This window comes from Pseudomonas sp. GD03842 (assembly GCF_029841165.1).
Classification (GTDB): Bacteria; Pseudomonadota; Gammaproteobacteria; order Pseudomonadales; family Pseudomonadaceae; genus Aquipseudomonas.
Window position 1 is genome coordinate 23,863 of sequence record NZ_JAOCEA010000026.1, and the last position, 18,480, is coordinate 42,342.

Annotated in this window: 16 protein-coding genes; 13 read left to right on the plus strand and 3 right to left on the minus strand. The window is 62.0% G+C overall.

From position 1 onward, the window contains the following. The first annotated feature begins 41 nt into the window (after positions 1-41). The 6 genes from ydcS to N5D61_RS25535 all read left to right on the plus strand — a co-directional run bounded on the left by ydcS (position 42) and on the right by N5D61_RS25535 (position 8,247). On the plus strand, positions 42-1,193 hold the full coding sequence (gene ydcS / locus N5D61_RS25510; RefSeq protein WP_279894649.1) for a putative ABC transporter substrate-binding protein YdcS: 1,152 nt from the start codon (positions 42-44) through the stop codon (positions 1,191-1,193). Between the two features lie 239 nt (positions 1,194-1,432). Continuing rightward, on the plus strand, positions 1,433-2,470 hold the full coding sequence (locus N5D61_RS25515) for an ABC transporter ATP-binding protein (RefSeq protein WP_279894650.1): 1,038 nt from the start codon (positions 1,433-1,435) through the stop codon (positions 2,468-2,470). 1 nt (position 2,471) lies between these two features. Next, positions 2,472-3,422: an ABC transporter permease gene (locus tag N5D61_RS25520; protein ID WP_108235838.1), complete on the plus strand. Its 951-nt coding sequence runs from the start codon at positions 2,472-2,474 to the stop codon at positions 3,420-3,422. 4 nt (positions 3,423-3,426) lie between these two features. After that, a complete protein-coding gene (locus N5D61_RS25525) occupies positions 3,427-4,236 on the plus strand; it encodes an ABC transporter permease (protein ID WP_279894658.1) in 810 nt (269 codons plus the stop codon). A gap of 96 nt (positions 4,237-4,332) precedes the next feature. After that, positions 4,333-5,757, plus strand: a complete 1,425-nt coding sequence (locus N5D61_RS25530) for a gamma-aminobutyraldehyde dehydrogenase (RefSeq protein ID WP_279894651.1) — start codon at positions 4,333-4,335, stop codon at positions 5,755-5,757. A 375-nt stretch (positions 5,758-6,132) separates the two neighbouring features. Continuing rightward, the gene (locus tag N5D61_RS25535; protein ID WP_279894652.1) at positions 6,133-8,247 is read left to right on the plus strand and encodes a hybrid sensor histidine kinase/response regulator; all 2,115 of its coding nucleotides are present in this window, start codon (positions 6,133-6,135) and stop codon (positions 8,245-8,247) included. On the opposite strand, the gene N5D61_RS25540 is transcribed toward N5D61_RS25535, so the two are convergent. From N5D61_RS25540 to N5D61_RS25550, 3 genes are all read right to left on the minus strand, one after another. Beyond that, the gene (locus N5D61_RS25540) at positions 8,228-8,446 is read right to left on the minus strand and encodes a DUF1289 domain-containing protein (RefSeq protein ID WP_108235842.1); all 219 of its coding nucleotides are present in this window, start codon (positions 8,444-8,446) and stop codon (positions 8,228-8,230) included. The genes N5D61_RS25535 and N5D61_RS25540 overlap by 20 nt on opposite strands. Beyond that, positions 8,446-8,970: a gamma carbonic anhydrase family protein gene (locus tag N5D61_RS25545; RefSeq protein WP_108235843.1), complete on the minus strand. Its 525-nt coding sequence runs from the start codon at positions 8,968-8,970 to the stop codon at positions 8,446-8,448. The genes N5D61_RS25540 and N5D61_RS25545 overlap by 1 nt, the downstream gene beginning before the upstream one ends. Before the next feature lie 68 nt (positions 8,971-9,038). Beyond that, positions 9,039-9,650 carry a CoA pyrophosphatase gene (locus tag N5D61_RS25550; RefSeq protein ID WP_108235844.1) on the minus strand — a complete coding sequence of 204 codons (612 nt, stop codon included), beginning with the start codon at positions 9,648-9,650 and terminating at the stop codon, positions 9,039-9,041. 146 nt (positions 9,651-9,796) lie between these two features. Between N5D61_RS25550 and N5D61_RS25555 the strand changes: the two genes are divergently transcribed. The 7 genes from N5D61_RS25555 to nagE all read left to right on the plus strand — a co-directional run bounded on the left by N5D61_RS25555 (position 9,797) and on the right by nagE (position 18,418). Next, positions 9,797-10,348, plus strand: a complete 552-nt coding sequence (locus tag N5D61_RS25555) for an NUDIX hydrolase (protein ID WP_108235845.1) — start codon at positions 9,797-9,799, stop codon at positions 10,346-10,348. A gap of 52 nt (positions 10,349-10,400) precedes the next feature. Beyond that, the gene (locus tag N5D61_RS25560) at positions 10,401-10,964 is read left to right on the plus strand and encodes a L,D-transpeptidase family protein (RefSeq protein ID WP_279894653.1); all 564 of its coding nucleotides are present in this window, start codon (positions 10,401-10,403) and stop codon (positions 10,962-10,964) included. Positions 10,965-11,271: 307 nt separating this feature from the next. Next, positions 11,272-12,003: a GntR family transcriptional regulator gene (locus tag N5D61_RS25565; RefSeq protein ID WP_279894654.1), complete on the plus strand. Its 732-nt coding sequence runs from the start codon at positions 11,272-11,274 to the stop codon at positions 12,001-12,003. Positions 12,004-12,019: 16 nt separating this feature from the next. Continuing rightward, complete coding sequence (nagA, locus tag N5D61_RS25570; protein ID WP_279894655.1) at positions 12,020-13,126, plus strand: N-acetylglucosamine-6-phosphate deacetylase; 1,107 nt, start codon at positions 12,020-12,022, stop codon at positions 13,124-13,126. Then, on the plus strand, positions 13,119-14,129 hold the full coding sequence (locus N5D61_RS25575; RefSeq protein WP_279894659.1) for an SIS domain-containing protein: 1,011 nt from the start codon (positions 13,119-13,121) through the stop codon (positions 14,127-14,129). Before nagA ends, N5D61_RS25575 begins: the two co-directional genes overlap by 8 nt. 39 nt (positions 14,130-14,168) lie before the next feature. After that, a complete protein-coding gene (gene ptsP, locus N5D61_RS25580; protein ID WP_279894656.1) occupies positions 14,169-16,700 on the plus strand; it encodes a phosphoenolpyruvate--protein phosphotransferase in 2,532 nt (843 codons plus the stop codon). 32 nt (positions 16,701-16,732) lie between these two features. Beyond that, entirely contained in the window at positions 16,733-18,418 is a 1,686-nt protein-coding gene (gene nagE / locus N5D61_RS25585) for an N-acetylglucosamine-specific PTS transporter subunit IIBC (RefSeq protein ID WP_279894657.1), read from the plus strand. Positions 18,419-18,480 lie beyond the last annotated feature (62 nt).

An 18,480-nucleotide genomic window follows, 5' to 3' on the forward strand; every position in this document is an offset into this window, starting at 1 on the left:
CACTGATTTCCTGCCAACCATAAGTCAAAGAGGGAACCCATATGTCAGTGCAAACAAACGTCTTGTTGGGAGCCGTAGTCACCGCCATGTTCACCACCGGCACAGTGCAGGCCGCTGAAGCGCTGACCCGTGTCGGCGACGGCGAAGGTCAGCTGGATATCGTGGCGTGGCCGGGCTATATCGAACGAGGCGAGAGCGACAAGGCCTATGACTGGGTCACCGGCTTCGAAAAGGAGACCGGCTGCAAAGTGAACGTCAAGACCGCTGCCACCTCCGACGAGATGGTCAGCCTGATGACCAAGGGTGGCTATGACCTGGTTACCGCATCGGGTGACGCTTCCTTGCGCCTGGTGGCGGGCCAGCGCGTGCAACCGATCAACACCGATCTGATCCCCAATTGGAAAACCCTCGATCCCCGCCTTAAGGACGGCCCCTGGTACACCGTCAACAAGCAAACCTACGGCACACCCTATCAGTGGGGCCCGAACGTCTTGATGTACAACACGCAAGTGTTCAAGACGCCGCCGGTCAGCTGGAGCGTGGTGTTCGAACCCCAGGACTTGCCGGACGGCAAGCCGAACAAAGGTCGGGTTCAAGCCTACGACGGCCCGATCTACATTGCTGACGCGGCGCTGTACCTGAAGACCGCCAAACCCGAGCTGAAAATCGAAGACCCCTACCAACTCACCGAAGCCCAGTACAAAGCCGTGCTCGACCTGCTGCGCGCGCAACACGCCTTGGTGCATCGCTACTGGCATGACGCGACCGTGCAAATGAGTGACGTGAAAAACGAAGGCGTCGTGGCATCCAGCTCGTGGGGTTACATGGTCAACGGCCTGGTTGCGGACAAACAGCCGGTCGCCTCGACCATCCCGCAGGAAGGCGCCACCGGCTGGGCGGATACCACCATGTTGCATGCGCAGGCCAAGCACCCGAACTGCGCGTACAAATGGATGGACTGGTCGTTGCAACCGAAAGTCCAGGGTGACGTCGCCGCCTGGTTCGGTTCGCTGCCCGTCGTACCGGCGGCGTGCAAAGGCAATGAATTGCTGGGCGCCGAAGGCTGCGCCACCAATGGGTTCGACTTGTTCGACAAGATCGCCTTCTGGAAGACCCCGCAGGCCGAGGGGGGTAAGTATGTGCCGTACAGCCGATGGACACAGGATTACATCGCAATCATGGGTGGGCGTTAGTCCGGTGCTGTCCGATCGTTTCCATGCTTGCACCGGCTTGCCATCGCTTGCGTGAAAACGTACCCCTCGGCGCGTGTTACCGACGCGGCGTTGATCGAAGCGCTGGCGAGCGATGACGCGCCGAGGGTGGAAACGATCTGGAGCACAGCCTCATCCGCCGTGAGTCTCCGCCCATCCCGCCTGTGCGCTTCATCCGGCGAAACGCTGAATAGGCCTTCGCTTCCACTTGAGGTTTCACCATGACCCTTGCAGTCCAGTTCACTCAAGTTTCCCGTTCGTTCGGCGATGTGAAGGCCGTAGACCGGGTCTCCATCGACATCGAGGACGGCGAGTTCTTTTCCATGCTCGGCCCATCGGGCTCGGGCAAGACCACTTGCCTGCGCCTGATCGCCGGCTTCGAACAGCCCACTGCAGGTTCGATCCGCATTCATGGCGAAGAGGCTGCGGGCGTGCCGCCGTATCAACGGGACGTCAATACGGTGTTTCAGGACTACGCCCTGTTCCCCCACATGAACGTGCGTGACAACGTCGCCTACGGTTTGAAAGTCAAAGGTGTCGCCAAACGTGAACGCCTGGCTCGCGCCGATGAAGCACTGGACATGGTCGCGCTGGCGGGCTATGGCGACCGCAAGCCCGTGCAATTGTCCGGCGGGCAACGCCAGCGGGTGGCCCTGGCCCGCGCGCTGGTCAACCGCCCCCGCGTCTTGCTGCTCGACGAACCCCTGGGCGCCCTTGACCTCAAACTGCGCGAACAGATGCAGAGCGAATTGAAAAAGCTCCAGCGCCAGTTGGGCATCACCTTTATTTTCGTGACTCACGACCAGACCGAAGCGCTGTCCATGTCGGACCGCGTCGCGGTGTTCAACAAGGGTCGGATCGAGCAGGTCGACACGCCGCGCAATCTGTACAGGAAGCCGGCCACTGCCTTCGTCGCCGAGTTCGTCGGCACCTCCAACGTATTGCGAGGCGAACTGGCACAACGGCTGTGCGGCCACTGCGCAGCCTTCTCGATTCGCCCCGAGCACATCCGGTTCGCGGATGGCCCAGCTGCCCCTCATGAAATCGAAGTGAGCGGTTTGCTGCATGACATCCAGTACCAGGGCAGCGCCACCCGGTACGAACTGAAGCTCGACAACGGTCAGACCCTGAGCGTCAGCCAGCCCAACACCCAATGGGTGGACGCCAGCGCGCACCACCAGACCGGGCAGCGCATCACGGCACGCTGGGCTCGCGACGCCATGGTCGCGCTGCACGATCCTGTGATCGAGGCTTGCTGACATGAACCAGACACTTATCCACAGTGCGCCGACGCCGAGGCCCTCGCCTCTGAGGTCGCTCTCCGACCTGCTGTACCGAAGGCCGAATCTCTACCTCTCACTGTTGCTGATCCCCCCGTTGCTGTGGTTCGGCGCCATTTACCTCGGCTCGCTGCTGGGGCTTTTGTGGCAAGGTTTCTACACCTTCGACGACTTCAGCATGACGGTCACGCCCGACCTGACCCTGGCTAACTTCGCAGCGCTGTTCAACCCGGCCAATTTCGACGTGATCCAACGGACGCTCGTGATGGCTGTCGCGGTCTCCGTCGCCAGTGCGATCGTCGCCTTTCCCATCGCGTATTACATGGCGCGCTACACCACGGGCACGACCAAGGCGTTCTTTTACATCGCGGTGATGATGCCGATGTGGGCCAGCTATATCGTCAAGGCCTACGCCTGGACGCTGCTGCTGGCCAAGGGCGGTGTCGCGCAATGGTTCATCCAGCACTTGGGGCTGGAGCCGGTATTGCTATGGGTTCTGGGAATTCCCGGCGTCGGCGGAAGCACCCTGTCGACCTCGCACCTGGGGCGTTTCATGGTCTTCGTTTACATCTGGCTGCCGTTCATGATTCTGCCGATCCAGGCCTCGCTGGAACGTCTGCCCCCTTCGCTGCTACAGGCGTCCGCCGACCTGGGCGCCACACCGCGACAAACCTTCGCGCAGGTGATCCTGCCCCTGTCGGTGCCGGGCATTGCCGCCGGTTCGATCTTCACCTTCTCCCTGACCCTGGGCGACTTCATCGTGCCGCAGCTCATTGGCCCGCCGGGCTACTTCATCGGCAGCATGGTCTACGCCCAGCAAGGCGCCATCGGCAATCTGCCGATGGCCGCCGCATTCACACTGGTGCCCATCGTGCTCATCGCCATCTACCTGTCTATCGTCAAGCGACTGGGAGCTTTCGATGCGCTCTAGGCCCGTGGAAAAAGAACAAGCCTCCTGGGGTTTGAAAATCGCGGCGTGGGCGGGGTTGGTGTTTTTGCATTTCCCGATCCTGATCATCTTCGTCTACGCCTTCAACACCGAAGACGCGGCATTCAGCTTCCCGCCTCAAGGGTTGACCCTGAAATGGTTCAGCGTGGCGTTTTCCCGGCCAGATGTGCTGGAGGCGATCAAGCTGTCGCTGCAGATCGCCTGCGTGGCGACGTTGATCGCGCTGGTCCTTGGCACGCTGGCGTCGGCAGCCCTGTATCGGCGCGCTTTCTTCGGCAAGGACAGCATTTCGCTGATGCTGATCCTGCCCATCGCCCTGCCCGGCATCATCACCGGCCTGGCGCTGCTGTCGGCATTCAAGTGGCTGGGCATCGAGCCGGGCATGTTCAGCATCATCGTCGGCCATGCCACGTTCTGTGTGGTGATCGTCTACAACAACGTCATCGCCCGCCTGCGCCGCACGTCCCACAGCCTGATCGAGGCATCGATGGACCTGGGTGCCGACGGTTGGCAGACCTTCCGCTACATCATCCTGCCGAACCTGGGCTCCGCATTACTGGCGGGCGGAATGCTCGCGTTCGCACTGTCGTTCGACGAAATCATCGTGACCACCTTCACCGCAGGCCATGAACGTACCTTGCCGATCTGGCTGCTCAACCAACTGAGCCGACCCCGTGACGTGCCCGTCACCAACGTGGTCGCCATGCTGGTGATGATGGTCACGATGTTGCCGATTCTCGGCGCGTATTACCTGACCCGAGGCGGTGAGAGCGTGGCCGGGAGCGGTGGGAAGTAATCCCCGTGAAGGGCCAACTCGCTCGCCTCAGGACGACCCCACGCCAGCCCGGGCGGCGCAACGAACATTCGAAGGCGTTAACGAGAGGACAATGCCATGCAAACCAAACTGCTCATCAATGGCCACCTGGTCGCCGGCGAAGGTCCCGCGCAGCCTGTGTTCAACCCAGCCTTGGGCCGCGTGCTGGTGGAGATCAACGAAGCCAGCGAGGGGCAAGTCGACACGGCGGTGCGCGCCGCCGATGCAGCTTTTGAAAGCTGGTCGCAGACAGCGCCCAAGGATCGTTCGCTGCTGCTGTTGAAGCTGGCCGATGCGATCGATGCCCATGCAGAGGAACTGGCAAAGCTGGAGTCGGACAACTGCGGCAAGCCCTATCACGCCGCGCTGAACGATGAACTGCCTGCCATCGCCGACGTGTTCCGCTTTTTCGCCGGTGCCAGCCGCTGCATGGGCGGTTCGGCCGCGGGTGAATACCTGCCCGGGCATACGTCGATGATCCGTCGCGACCCGGTGGGCGTAATCGCGTCGATCGCCCCCTGGAACTACCCCTTGATGATGGTCGCCTGGAAAATCGCCCCGGCCCTGGCCGCCGGTAATACGGTGGTGCTCAAGCCTTCCGAGCAGACCCCGCTGACCGCGTTGCGCCTGGTCGAATTGGCCAAGGACATCTTTCCTGCGGGCGTACTCAACCTGGTGTTGGGCCGCGGCCAGACGGTGGGCAATCCGCTGGTGACTCACCCGAAAGTGCGCATGATCTCGTTGACCGGCTCCATCGCCACCGGCTCGCATATCATTTCCAGTACCGCCGACAGCGTCAAACGCCTGCACATGGAACTGGGTGGCAAAGCGCCGGTGATCATTTTCGACGATGCGGATATCGATGCGGCCGTCGAAGGCATTCGTACCTTCGGGTTCTACAACGCTGGCCAGGATTGCACGGCAGCCTGCCGTATCTATGCGCAGAAAGGGATCTACGATGCATTCGTGAAAAAGCTGGGGGAGGCGGTCAGCTCCATCAAGGTGGGGCCACAGGATGACCCGACGACCGAACTCGGGCCGCTGATCACCGCCCAGCATCGCGACCGCGTCACGGGCTTCGTCGAGCGCGCGATCGCGCAATCCCACATCCGACTGATCACAGGGGGCAAAGCCATTGAAGGCAAGGGTTTCTTCTTCCAGCCAACGGTCATTGCCGACGCCCAGCAGGATGACGAAATCGTTCGCCGTGAAGTCTTCGGGCCGGTGGTTTCAGTCACACAGTTCGAGGATGAAGCCCAAGTCCTCGGCTGGGCAAACGATTCGGATTACGGCCTGGCTTCCTCTGTCTGGACCCAGGACATCGGCCGCGCCCACCGCCTGAGTGCGCGCCTGCAATACGGCTGCACCTGGGTCAACACGCACTTCATGCTGGTCAGTGAAATGCCGCACGGCGGTCAGAAACTGTCTGGGTACGGGAAAGACATGTCCATGTACGGGTTGGAAGACTACACCTCGGTGCGGCATGTGATGGTCAAGCACTGAAACGTGCCGAGCGGTCGAGAATGAATCCGTTCCCATGGTGCGGGTGGCCATGGGAGTGGGACTCATCCGGCTTCGGCCCGTGATGTGCGCTGCCAACCCCGGCGGATAATACCGGCCACCCTGCGCCATTCGATGGCACTTTCCATGAGCCGCCATCACCCCGCGCCTGATCTTATTTCTCTGTCACCACGCAACCCCTCGGCAGCGCCATGGTCAACCGTTTTGACGTTGCTTCGGGTTGATTCGGTCTTTTTCGCTATTCATTCGAATAATGGCGAATTGAGCCGCTCGATCCTCCACCCTCAAATGGATAGCACGGGTGACGATCTTTCTGGTCTGGCTTCGTATTGGGCCATTTGAATGGAGCTTTCGCCGTTGACTCGATATCCCGGTTTTCCCGCAGGTGACAGTGCGGCCGCTCGTACCCTTTCCGGAATCGACTGGACGACCACTGCGCTCGGCCCCATGGATCAGTGGCCAGCGGGCCTGAAGATTCATTTGAATCTGATCTTCAACTCTCCCGAGTCGATGTACGTCCTCTGGGGGCCGGACTTATTGTTTTTCCATAACGATGCCTACGCGCCCGTGCTAGGTCCTCGGCTGAAAAACGCCATGGGCGCTCGGATGAAAGAGCTGTGGTCGGACGTCTGGGATCAGGTTGAGTCCAATATCGAGGATGCGCTGCGCGGTATTCCTTATCAGTGCGAAGACTTGCCGCTGGTCATGGCTCGCTACGGAGAGATCGAGCGTACGTGGTGGTCGTTCTCCTTCTCTCCGGTCATCGACGAACACAACCGAATTGCAGGTCTGTTGTGCGTAACCAAGGAGACCACCAAGCGAGTGCTGGACCAGCGCGCATTGCGTGCCAGCGAGCAGCGACGTCTGGATTTGATTGCCGATCTGGAGCGCCAGGTGATCGAGCGTTCACACGAGCGCGGCCTGACCTGGCAGGTCAGCCCCGATCTGCTTTCAGTCATGACCGCCGAACTGCAATTCGAGACCACCAACCCGGCCTGGCGCTCGACCCTGGGCTGGTCAGACGACGAATTGTCGAGCAAGACATTGGGCAACTTGATCCACCCCCATGACACCGTGCACACCCAGAACGCGTTCGAAGCGCTGAAAGGCAATCATCCGGTCCTGAACCTGGAGAACCGTTGCCTGCACAAGGACGGCACTTACCGATGGCTGTCGTGGGTCGCCGTTCCGGAAGGCGGCAAGATGTACTGCAGCGCGCGCGATATCACCCATGAGAAACGGCAGGCCGACGCGCTGCGTCTGGCCGAAGATGCATTGAGGCAATCACAGAAAATGGAAGCGGTCGGGCAACTGACCGGAGGCCTCGCTCATGACTTCAACAACCTGTTGCTAGGGGTCAGCGGCAACCTGGAGTTGTTGAAGAACCGCGTCGCCAGAGGCCGCACCGAACAGCTGGATCGTTACATCGACTCCGCGCTGGAAGGGTCGCGCAGGGCCGCAGCGTTGACCCATCGACTGCTGGCCTATTCCCGTCGGCAAACCCTTGACCCCGAGGTGACAGACGTCGATCACTTGGTCGAGGGCATGGCCGAGCTGATACGGCGCACGGTCGGCCCTGCCATCGCTATGGACGTTCTTGCCACGCGAGGCCTCTGGACCACGCGCGTCGATGCCCACCAACTCGAAAACGCACTGCTCAATCTCTGCCTGAACGCGCGCGATGCCATGCCGGACGGCGGCCAGCTGTTGATCGAGACCTGCAACGAAACCCTTGATGCCGCGGACGCGCAGGAGTTGGAGCTGCCCGAAGGGCGTTACGTGGCGCTGTCTGTCAGCGACAACGGCACCGGCATGAGCCAGGAAGTGGCCAAGCGCGCCTTCGAACCGTTTTTCACCACCAAACCCATGGGGATGGGTACAGGGCTGGGGCTGTCGATGATCTATGGGTTCGCGCGACAGTCCGGCGGCGGTGTGCGCATCGAGTCGACGCTCGGACGTGGCTCACGTGTCTGCATATACCTGCCCGCCTACATCGGTACTGAGAAGCCTGCCGCCAAAACGCCAGCCCTGAGCCGCTCGGCCGCCGCGCCGGCCAGCGGAAAAACGGTACTGGTGGTGGACGATGAACCCTCCGTGCGCGCCTTGATGAGCGAAGTTCTGATCGATCAAGGCTATCGAGTACTTGAGGCCGACACCGGGGCATCGGCGCTCGAGATCCTGCAATCCGGCCAGACCGTGGACCTGCTAGTGTCGGACGTGGGCCTCCCGGGCGGTATGAATGGTCGGCAATTGGCTGACGCTGCACGCGTCTGGCGGCCCACGCTGGACGTGCTGTTCGTGACCGGCTACGCAGAGAACGCCGCGTTGGACAAAGATGGGCTGGAAACAGGAATGCACGTGCTCATCAAGCCATTTTCTCTTCGGGCCTTCAACGACAGAGTCATCGAGTTGCTTCGAGCGCAACGTGTGCCGCCAGCAAAAGAGGCCCCGTTTAGCGACCCGGCACCGTGAACAACATCCCGCCCGCCCGTGCGCGGGCCTCGCACAGCACCAGGACGGCGCGCCGCTCGTCGTTGCTCATGCGGCCCCAGCCCGCGATCTCTGCGCCAGTGCGCTGGCAACCGACGCACAGATCGCCTTCATCCAAGGCACAGATGCTCACACAAGGGGAACGTACGGGTTTTTCGTGAATTGCGGATTCGGTGGACATCAATCTTCCTGAGGCGCCAGGTCGCGTGCATAACGCTGGGCATTGTGAACGTAATGGGCCGCGCTGGCTTCGAGCATGTTCTTCTGGGCGTCGGTGAGCTCGCGCACGACCTTCCCAGGGGAACCCATCACCAATGAACCGTCGGGGATGACTTTGCCTTCGCCGATCAGCGAATTGGCGCCGATGATGCAGTATTTTCCGATCTTCGCCCCATTGAGGATCACGGAATTGATCCCGATGAGCGTGTTGTCATCGACGGTACACCCATGAAGCATCACGTTGTGGCCGATGGTCACGTTTTTGCCGATCGTCAGCGGCGAGCCCATGTCGGTATGCATCACGGTGCCATCCTGCACATTGCTGTTCTCGCCGATATCGATCAGTTCGTTGTCACCCCGCAGCACAGCGCCGAACCAGACGCTGGCATTGGCCTGCAGGCGAACCTTGCCGATCAGTGTGGCCGTGGGAGCGATCCAGCTTTGCGGGTGGGCTTCGACGCGGGCATCGCCCAGACGGTATTTCATCTTGTTTTCCTCATGGCTCGGCTCTCTGGCCGTGGGTCAGGCAGACATTCGTAAAGCGGCAAGGCCGGTCAGGACTTCAGCGTCAGGATGGCCGAGCGCTGCGGTGGCCGATGCAGGTCAATATTGCTGTCGTAGAGCACGTTCACGAGCTCGACGATCATGATGGCCGTCAGGCCCCATATCTTGTATTCGTCGAACCGATAACTCGGCACGTACCAACTGCGGCCCTGATAATCGATGCGGTGGGTGTGCTCCCGGGCGTCCTCCCGGAAGAAAGCCAGCGGGACGCTGAAAACGGCGGCAATTTCGCCATCGTTGGGCGTGTATTCGACGAAATCGGGAATCACGCCCACAAAGGGGGTGACCTTGATGCCGTGCTTGGAAATGAGGGGGCTGAGGGGACCGACGATTTCAACGAGGCCGGGCGCCAGGCCGATTTCTTCTTGGGCCTCACGCAGCGCGGTGAACACCAGATCAGGATCTTCGGGATCGCGCCGCCCGCCGGGAAAGGCAACTTCGCCACCGTGGGTCGACAGGCCGCTGGCACGCAGCGTCAACACCAGTTCAGGCTCATCGCTACGGGTGATGGGTACCAGGACCGCCGCTTCGGGGAAACGTCCGTCATTATCCAGCGTGCCCGGCGTATGCCCCTTGATACGGCGAAGTAGCTCGTCCAGCATGGGAGTTCTCGATCTAATGCCTGTCCGGCATGATGCACCAAAGCTGCGATACGCCCAACCCCTCCCCGTCTACCGGAACTCGGGCCTTGCCCCCGACCCGCGCGGCGCGCCAAGATAGCCGCTGACTTCAGGAACGCGATCCGATCATGAAATTCTGCAGCCAGTGCGGCGAACAGGTCACCCAGCGCATCCCCGAGGGCGACAGCCGCCCGCGTTACGTATGCGATCACTGCCACACCATTCATTACCAGAATCCGAATATCGTCGCCGGCGTCTTGCCGGTCTGGGAAAACAAGGTGTTGCTGTGCCGACGCGCCATCGAGCCAAGAATGGGCTACTGGACGTTGCCAGCTGGGTTCATGGAAAACGGCGAAAGCGTCGAACAGGCGGCCCGCCGCGAGACTGTCGAAGAGGCCTGTGCGGTGCTCGAAGACCTGCATTTGTATGCCATGATCGATGTGCCGCACATCAGCCAGGTGCACATCTTCTACCGCGCCAACATGGTCAGCGCCGACTACGCAGCCGGGGTGGAAAGCCTTGAGGTCAGGTTGTTCGACGAGGGGGAGATTCCGTGGTCCGAGCTGGCTTTCCAGACGGTCAGGCGTACCCTAGAATGCTTCTTCAACGACCGGCGGCATCAAGAATTCCCGGTGCGAACCGATTGCCTGTCTGTCACCCCTCCTCTCAAAACCCTATGACCAGATGATGACGCGCGTTCGTCGATGCGCGAGCTTCAGGGATACCGTTGAAATGCGTTTGTTGCTTGCCGTTCTGTGCCTGTCGTTCGTTCCGCTTTCCCAGGCCGCGTTCACTCAGACCATCGTGCCCAAGGGCAGCGAGCAGAAATTCGTCGATGGCAAGGTGGTGGACACGCAGGACATTGCGCACCGTACCATCGACAAAGTGCTGGTCCTCAAATCTGCTCATCAACTGCAACTGATGAGCAAGGGCGAGGCGCTGAAAACTTACCGCATTTCCCTGGGTAAATCCCCCAAAGGCCCCAAGCTGCAGGAAGGCGACCAACGCACCCCGGAAGGTTTCTACTGGCTGGACTGGCGCAAGACCAGCGATGCCTTCAACCTGTCGATGCACATCTCCTACCCGAACATCTCCGATGCCGCCCGCGCCCGCCGCGAAGGCGTCAACCCCGGCAGCATGATCATGATCCATGGCACGCCGATCAACGAAGAATACCCGGAGTGGTATTTCCACACCCTGGACTGGACCAATGGCTGCATTGCCATGAAGAACAGCGACATCCGCGAGGTGTGGGACTTGGTCAAGGACGGCACGATGATCGAGATACGGCCCTGAGCCACCTGCCAGAGGATCGGCCTTGTCGCAGCGCCAAGGCCACTCGCGCCCTACCCTGAGCCCGGCGTGAAGGGGCCCGCCGTTTAACGACAGTCAATAAGCCCGCCGTTTCCACCTGACCGTATCGATTTCTCCCCTCGTCTCCCCCCTTGCGCCATGGTGAATTACGCAGTGCCCCCGAACGTCACCACTTTGTGACCAAAAGATCCGCTTTGCCCCGACCCATCGGTTGACGTGGTATTCAAGTGGTATTACTTTCGATGGCATCTCCATAAAAACTTTCCCTATGAAGTGGGGCCCGTTTTACATGCAATCGATCCTTGCCCTGCGCCCCGACGACAGCCAGCCCACGCCGCTCTACCTGCAGTTGGCGCGTAATCTGGAGGCGGCCATTCACGCGGGACAGTGGAAAGCCGAACAGGCGCTGCCGTCGGAACGCAGCCTGAGCGAGACGCTGAACATTTCCCGAGTCACCGCCCGTAAAGCATTGGAAATTCTGCTGGCCCAGGGCCTGGTGCGTCGCAGCCAGGGGTCAGGCACCTTCATCACGCCGCGCCTCGAGCAACCACTTTCCCGCCTCTCCAGCTTCAGCGAAATGCTCCGTTCGAAAGGCTTCAATCCCAGCTCTCAGTGGCTGGAGCGCGGCATCGTGCTGCCAACCCATGAGGAACTGATCCGACTCAGCCTGTCGCCGACGCAGAATGTCGCCCGGCTCAAACGCCTGCGCAAAGCCGACGGCATCGTCATGGCGGTAGAGCTGAGCACGTTGCCCGCCACGTTGCTGCCGGACCCCAGCGCCATCGGCGATTCGCTGTACGCGCACCTGGATGCCATCGGCCGCCCCGTTGTGCGCGCGCTGCAGCACATCCGTGCCATCAACGCTTCAGCGGAGATAGCCGCGCTGGTGGGCATCGAAACCGGCACCGCGATGCTGCTGATGACTCGGATCGGTTACCTCGCCGACAACACCCCCATTGAACTCACCGACACGTATTGCCGCGACGATTACTACGATTTCGTCGCTGAGCTGCGTCGGTAAACCAGGCGGAGCGCACATGCCCGATTTCAACATCCTGACCCCCGACGGCTGGATCTGCGGCCAGTTGCAGCATCGCGGCGGGCGGGTGACCGGCATTCAAGGCGGGTCTTGCGATCCTCTGGACAACAGCCTGCCCTACCTGCTGCCCGGCTTCATTGACCTGCATGTTCACGGCGGAGGTGGCCGAGACATCATGCAAGGCGTCGAAGGTTTCGCCACCATCGCGCGCACCCACCTGCGTTTCGGCACGACGTCGATGCTGGCGACCACCATGACGGCGCCCGCCGCCGAAATCAGCCAGATCCTCGAACAACTGGGCGGATACTGCCAGCAGCGGGCGCCGGGCACCGCCCGCGTGCTGGGGGTGCATCTGGAAGGCCCCTACATCAACCCTGGAAAGCTCGGTGCTCAACCCAACCATGCACATGCCGCGTTGTTGGACGAGGTCGAGGATTACCTGCGCCTGGCACCGATCAAAGTCATCACGATCGCCCCGGAGATTTCCGGCCATGTCGACCTGATCAAGACGCTCTCGTCCAGCGGCGTCCGGCTGCAGATCGGCCACACGCTGGGCAGTTACGAGGAAGGCGTCAATGCCCTCGACGCAGGGGCGACCAGTTTTACCCACCTCTATAACGCCATGAGTCCGCTGCATCATCGCGAGCCCGGTATCGTCGGCGCGGCGCTGGCTCACGCGCGTTATGCCGAGTTGATTCCGGACCTGCTGCATGTGCATCCCGGCGCCATCCGCGTGGCCCTGCGGTCGATTCCCTGCCTGTATTGCGTCACCGACTCGACCGCTGCCACGGGCATGCCGGATGGCGAATACAAACTGGGCAGCCACACCGTCACCAAGTGTCTGGGCGGGGTGCGCCTCCCGGACGGAACGCTGGCGGGGAGCACCCTGACCATGGATCAGGCGCTGCGCAATCTGGTGAACATCGGCCTGCCTCTGGCAGAGGCCTCTCGGCGGTTGTCGCAATTTCCGGCCGATTACCTGGGCATCCAGGACCGCGGTCGACTGGAGGCCGGCGCGTGGGCCGACGCCGTCTACCTGAGCCGCGATCTCGACGTCACTGCCGTCATGGTCGAAGGAGAGACCCTTGAACTCGAAAATGCTTGAGGAGGCACTTGCCTCCGCGGACGTCGTCCGACGTCAACTGGAGGTGCTCGAACCGCGCGTGATCGCGCTGGCGGAGCGCCTGCGCCAGACCAGTCCGCGTGTCGTTCTGTCGGTAGCGAGAGGCAGTTCCGATCATGCCGCCAGTTATTTCGCGTACTTGGCCATGCAGCTCACAGGCGTGCCGGTGGCATCGCTGCCCATGTCGGTGGTGACCCTGCATGACGCGCCCATGCACGTCGACAACCAACCGGTCATTGGCTTCTCGCAGTCCGGTCAAAGTCCCGATCTGGTGGACAGCCTGCGCACGCTGCGCGCCCGCGGGGCTTTGAGCATCGCAATGGTCAATGCCGAGGGCTCGCCACTGGAGCAGGCCTGCGAGTATGTGTTGCCTCTGTGTGCAGGGCCTGAACTGAGTGTGGCCGCGACCAAAAGCTTCATCGCCACCCTCGCCGCCAGCGCTCGGCTCGTCGCCCATTGGACCCAGGACCGCACGTTACTTCACGCTGGCGAAAGCTTGCCCGAACGCCTGCACGAAGCCACCGGCCAGGACTGGTCATCGGCAATCGACGCGCTGCGAGGGTGTCAGCGGCTGATGGTCATCGGACGCGGAACCGGTTTCGCCATCGCTCAGGAGGCCGCGCTCAAATTCAAGGAGACCTCGGGCATTCAAGCCGAAGCGTTCAGCAGCGCCGAGGTGCGGCACGGCCCTATGGCGCTGGTGGATGAACAGTACCCGCTGCTGATTTTCGCCCCACGCGGCGCCGAGCAAGCCAGCCTGCTGACGCTCGCCGCCGATATGCGCGAGCGCGGCGCCAAGGTCATCCTGGCCGCGCCCGAAGGCGTCGAAGGTCGCAACCTGACACTGAGCTGCGCGGATCACCCCGCCCTCGACCCGATTCTCGCCATCCAGAGTTTCTACGTCATGGCCGCAGGGCTCGCAGAAGCCCGAGGCCTGAACCCCGACCAGCCAAGGCATTTGAGCAAAGTCACCAGAACCCGTTGATTCCGCGCCGTCTCGATCGACGCCAGCAAGGACGATGTCATGCATAAGAATAAACAGATGACGTTCAGCGCCCCTTTCAGCGGGGCAGTAGTGAGTCTCGCGCACATTCCCGACCCGGTGTTTGCGGAAGGCAGCATGGGCGACGGCTTGGCCATCGACCCGCTGGATGACGTGCTACACGCGCCTTTCGACGGTGTGGTGATCAACGTCGCCCGCACGCGCCATGCGGTCAACCTGCGCGCCGACAACGGCAGTGAATGGCTGCTGCATGTGGGCATCGACACCGTCGGGCTCAACGGCGAGGGTTTTCAGGCATTGGTCGAAGACGGCCAACGCGTCCGGCAAGGTCAGGCGTTGCTGCGCTTCGATCTGGACCGCGTCGCCCGCGCGAGCCGCAGCCTGATCAGCCCGATGATCCTGCTCAACGGCGACCGATTCGAGATCGCGCCAATCAAGAACGGTACCTCGATCAACGTCGGCGAAACGTTGATGGACATCATTACCTTGGCCCATGAGCCGCCAAATGCTGAGGAATCTGGTCATCAGGCCAAATCGGCCCAAGGACGAATTCACGTGACACACCGTGGCGGCCTGCACGCTCGGCCCGCCGCACGGGTGCGCGAGACCGCGCGACGCTTCAACAGCCAGAGCGAATTGCATTTCGCCGGAGCCAAGGCGTCCACCGACAGTGTCACCGGGCTGATGGGGCTAGGGATTGCCGAACAGGATGAAGTGGAAGTCGTGTGCCGGGGCGATGACTGCCAGCTCGCTTTACAGGCATTGATGCAAGCGCTGTCGGCCGCCTCATTGGAGGACGAGTCCCACGCGCCTGCTACTGCGATGGCGCCGCCCAACCGGCTGCCCGCCGAGCCGGGCGTCATCACGGGCGTCTGCGCGTCCCCTGGCCTGGCCAATGGCACGCTGTTCTTGCTCGATACGATCGAGCTGGGCGTAGACACCGCCGACCATCGTCCAGAGGAGCAACGCCAGCGGCTCGCCGATGCACTCGCGCAGGTCCGGATCGACATCAGTGCGTCCTTGGACCGCGACCCGCCTGAGCAGCGTGCAATCTTCACCACGCACTTGGCCATGCTTGAGGACCCTGCACTGCTCGACGCGGCCTACGACGCCATCGATGGGCGGCAAAGCGCTGCGCACGCCTGGAGCCAAGCCGTGCTGACGCAGTGCACCGCGCTGGAGAGGCTCGACAACCCGTTGCTCGCCGAACGCGCCAATGACCTGAGAGACTTGCGACAGCGTGTCCTGCACGCGTTGCTTGGCGATACGCGCGACATGGACATTCCGCCTGGCGCCATCGTCGTGACCCGTGAGCTGACACCATCGGACCTGCTGATGCTGGTGCGACGGGGGATAGGCGGGGTCTGCATGGCCGAGGGCGGTGCGACGTCCCACGTCGTCATTCTTGCACGAGGCAAGGGCCTGCCCTGCGTGGTAGCCATGGGCGCGGGCGTGCTTGAGGTCAGGGCCGGCCAGGAAGCCGTGCTGGATGCCGACGGCGGTCGCCTCGAACACCAGCCGAGCGAAGCCCGCTTACGCGAGGTCCAGGCACAGCGCCTGCAACGTTTGGAACAACGCCAGCGCCAGCAGCAACATGCCCACCAGCCGGCGTTGACGCTCGACGGCGTCAGCATCGAGGTAGCGGCCAACGTGGCGTCGCTCGCCGATGCCCAAAGCGCGCAGCACAACGGCGCTGACGGCGTGGGCCTGCTGCGCACGGAGTTCCTGTTCGTCGAGCGCAGGACAGCGCCGACTGAAGACGAGCAGCGATCAGCGTACCAGTCAGTCGTGAATGCACTGCACGACAAACCGGTCATCATCCGCACCATCGACATCGGTGGCGACAAACAACTGCCGTATCTGCCCCTTCCGGCCGAAGCCAATCCGGTGCTGGGCCTGCGCGGGATCCGCCTGGGACAGGCGCGTCCGGAATTGCTCGATGAACAACTGCGCGCCCTGCTGCGGGTCACGCCATTGGCTCGTTGCCGAATCCTGTTGCCCATGATCAGCGAAGTCAGCGAATTGCTGGCGGTACGTTCACGCATCGAAGCGCTGGCAGATGAGGCAGGGGTGACCGAACGTCCCGAGGTGGGCGTGATGATCGAGGTGCCGTCCGCGGCATTGCTCGCGGACCAACTCGCTGCCCACGCCGACTTTTTGTCCCTGGGCACCAACGACCTTTCGCAATACACCCTGGCCATGGATCGCGATCATGCGGGACTCGCGGCGCGCGTCGACGCATTGCATCCGGCCTTGCTGCGCCTGATCGGAATGACCTGCTCCGCGGCCAAAGGCAAAGGACGGTGGGTTGGCGTCTGCGGCGCCCTGGCTTCCGACCCGCTCGCCACAGCGGCATTGATCGGGCTGGGTGTGCGCGAACTGTCGGTCAGCCCGCTGCACGTCGCCGAAATCAAGGCGCAGGTCCGCGAACTGGACACCCGACAGTGTGAAGCACTGGCGCAGCACCTGATGACGCTCGGCAGCGCCGAGGATGTGCGTGAGGCTTGCCGCACCTTTCAGACCCAGGTCCAGCCGCGGGCAGTGATTGCCTGACAACAAGAATAAATGCCCGAAGGAGAGACGCCGTGTACCAACACTTCATCGAAGGGTTACAGCGACTGGGACGCGCGTTGATGCTGCCCATCGCCATCCTGCCCATTGCCGGGCTGCTGCTGCGACTGGGCGACACCGACCTGCTGAACATCGCAATCATTCATTCAGCGGGCAATGCCATTTTCAGCAATCTGGCGCTGATCTTCTCCATCGGCATCGCGGTCGGCTTCGCCCGCGACAATAACGGCACGGCGGGCCTGGCCGGGGCGATTGGCTATCTGGTGATGACCGCGACGCTCAAGGTCCTCGACCCGCACATCGACATGGGTATGCTCGCCGGCATCATCGCCGGGCTGGTCGGTGGCGCGCTGTACAACCGTTTCAAGGAGATTGCCCTGCCCGATTACCTGGCGTTTTTTGGCGGCCGGCGCTTCGTGCCGATCGTCACCGGTCTGTCGGCAGTCGCGCTGGGGCTTTTGTTCGGGCTGATCTGGCCGCCGGTTCAGCAAGGCATCAATGAACTGGGGCAACTGATGCTGGAGAGCGGGAGCATCGGAGCGTTTTTCTTTGGGGTGATGAACCGCATCCTGATCATCACCGGGCTGCACCACATTTTGAACAACCTGGTGTGGTTCGTTTTCGGGACTTTCACCGACCCCGAAACCGGGCGCGTGGTCACCGGTGATCTGGCGCGGTACTTCGCAGGCGATCCCCACGCCGGCCAATTCATGACGGGTATGTTTCCGATGATGGTGTTCGGCCTGCCCGCGGCGTGCCTGGCGATGTACCGCAATGCGCTGCCGGAGCAACGCAAACTGATCGGCGGCGTCTTGCTGTCAATGGCGCTGACCTCCGCTCTGACGGGCGTCACCGAGCCCATCGAGTTCGCCTTCATGTTCCTCGCGCCGATGCTCTACGTGGTGCACGCATTGCTGACCGGCCTTTCGATGGCCTTGGCAAACCTGCTGAACATTCACCTGGGTTTCACCTTTTCCGGCGGTGCCATCGACATGGCGCTGGGCTGGGGCAAATCCACCAACGGGTGGCTGATCTTCCCGCTGGGCCTGATCTACGCGCTGGTGTATTACGGGGTGTTTGATCAATGCATCAAGCGCTTCAATCTGAAAACGCCCGGTCGCGAGCAGACAGCGGGTGGCTCATCCCCCGTAACGCAAAGCGACCGCGCAGACGCGTATATCCACGCCTTGGGCGGTGCGGACAATCTTTTGAGCATCGACGCCTGTACCACGCGTTTGCGCCTGCAGTTGGTGGATCGCAGCAAGGCCCAGGACAGTGAGTTGAAAAACCTCGGCGCGATGGCTGTGGTAAGGCCCGGCAATGCTGGGAGCCTGCAGGTGGTGGTGGGGCCAATGGCGGATAGGCTGGCGGATGAGCTGCGTCAGGCTCTGCCGCATGCGCCGAAAGCTTCAGTTATCAATCCGCCCATTGGTCCTGCACCGGGCCAGGCAATCGACCGCAGCCAAGCAGAGCAATGGTTCAACGCACTGGGCAGCAAGGCGGTGATGGATGTCGAATGCGTCGCACTGACGCGCCTGCGCGTGCAATTAAAGGAAGGACAAACGCTAGCGGTCCATCAACTGGACGCACTGGGCGCTCAAGGGGTGAGAAACCTGGGTGATGGCGTGTGGCATGTGTTGGTAGGAAATGGTGCTCAGGGCTTGAGCGAGGCGTTGCGGGGGATGATGAAGCCTCATTGACGCCAAATGCCGTAGGAGCGCGCTTGCCCGCGACCTGGCGCAACGCGGCAGCAAATCAGGCG

What these genes read in the sequence shown, in the direction of transcription:
- ydcS (WP_279894649.1), top strand. Translation starts at nt 42, where the DNA reads ATGTCAGTGCAAACAAACGTCTTGTTGGGAGCCGTAGTCACCGCCATG.
- N5D61_RS25515 (WP_279894650.1), top strand. Translation starts at nt 1,433, where the DNA reads ATGACCCTTGCAGTCCAGTTCACTCAAGTTTCCCGTTCGTTCGGCGAT.
- N5D61_RS25520 (WP_108235838.1), top strand. Translation starts at nt 2,472, where the DNA reads ATGAACCAGACACTTATCCACAGTGCGCCGACGCCGAGGCCCTCGCCT.
- N5D61_RS25530 (WP_279894651.1), top strand. Translation starts at nt 4,333, where the DNA reads ATGCAAACCAAACTGCTCATCAATGGCCACCTGGTCGCCGGCGAAGGT.
- N5D61_RS25540 (WP_108235842.1), bottom strand. Translation starts at nt 8,446, where the DNA reads ATGTCCACCGAATCCGCAATTCACGAAAAACCCGTACGTTCCCCTTGT.
- N5D61_RS25545 (WP_108235843.1), bottom strand. Translation starts at nt 8,970, where the DNA reads ATGAAATACCGTCTGGGCGATGCCCGCGTCGAAGCCCACCCGCAAAGC.
- N5D61_RS25550 (WP_108235844.1), bottom strand. Translation starts at nt 9,650, where the DNA reads ATGCTGGACGAGCTACTTCGCCGTATCAAGGGGCATACGCCGGGCACG.
- N5D61_RS25555 (WP_108235845.1), top strand. Translation starts at nt 9,797, where the DNA reads ATGAAATTCTGCAGCCAGTGCGGCGAACAGGTCACCCAGCGCATCCCC.
- N5D61_RS25560 (WP_279894653.1), top strand. Translation starts at nt 10,401, where the DNA reads ATGCGTTTGTTGCTTGCCGTTCTGTGCCTGTCGTTCGTTCCGCTTTCC.
- N5D61_RS25565 (WP_279894654.1), top strand. Translation starts at nt 11,272, where the DNA reads ATGCAATCGATCCTTGCCCTGCGCCCCGACGACAGCCAGCCCACGCCG.
- nagA (WP_279894655.1), top strand. Translation starts at nt 12,020, where the DNA reads ATGCCCGATTTCAACATCCTGACCCCCGACGGCTGGATCTGCGGCCAG.
- N5D61_RS25575 (WP_279894659.1), top strand. Translation starts at nt 13,119, where the DNA reads ATGCTTGAGGAGGCACTTGCCTCCGCGGACGTCGTCCGACGTCAACTG.
- ptsP (WP_279894656.1), top strand. Translation starts at nt 14,169, where the DNA reads ATGCATAAGAATAAACAGATGACGTTCAGCGCCCCTTTCAGCGGGGCA.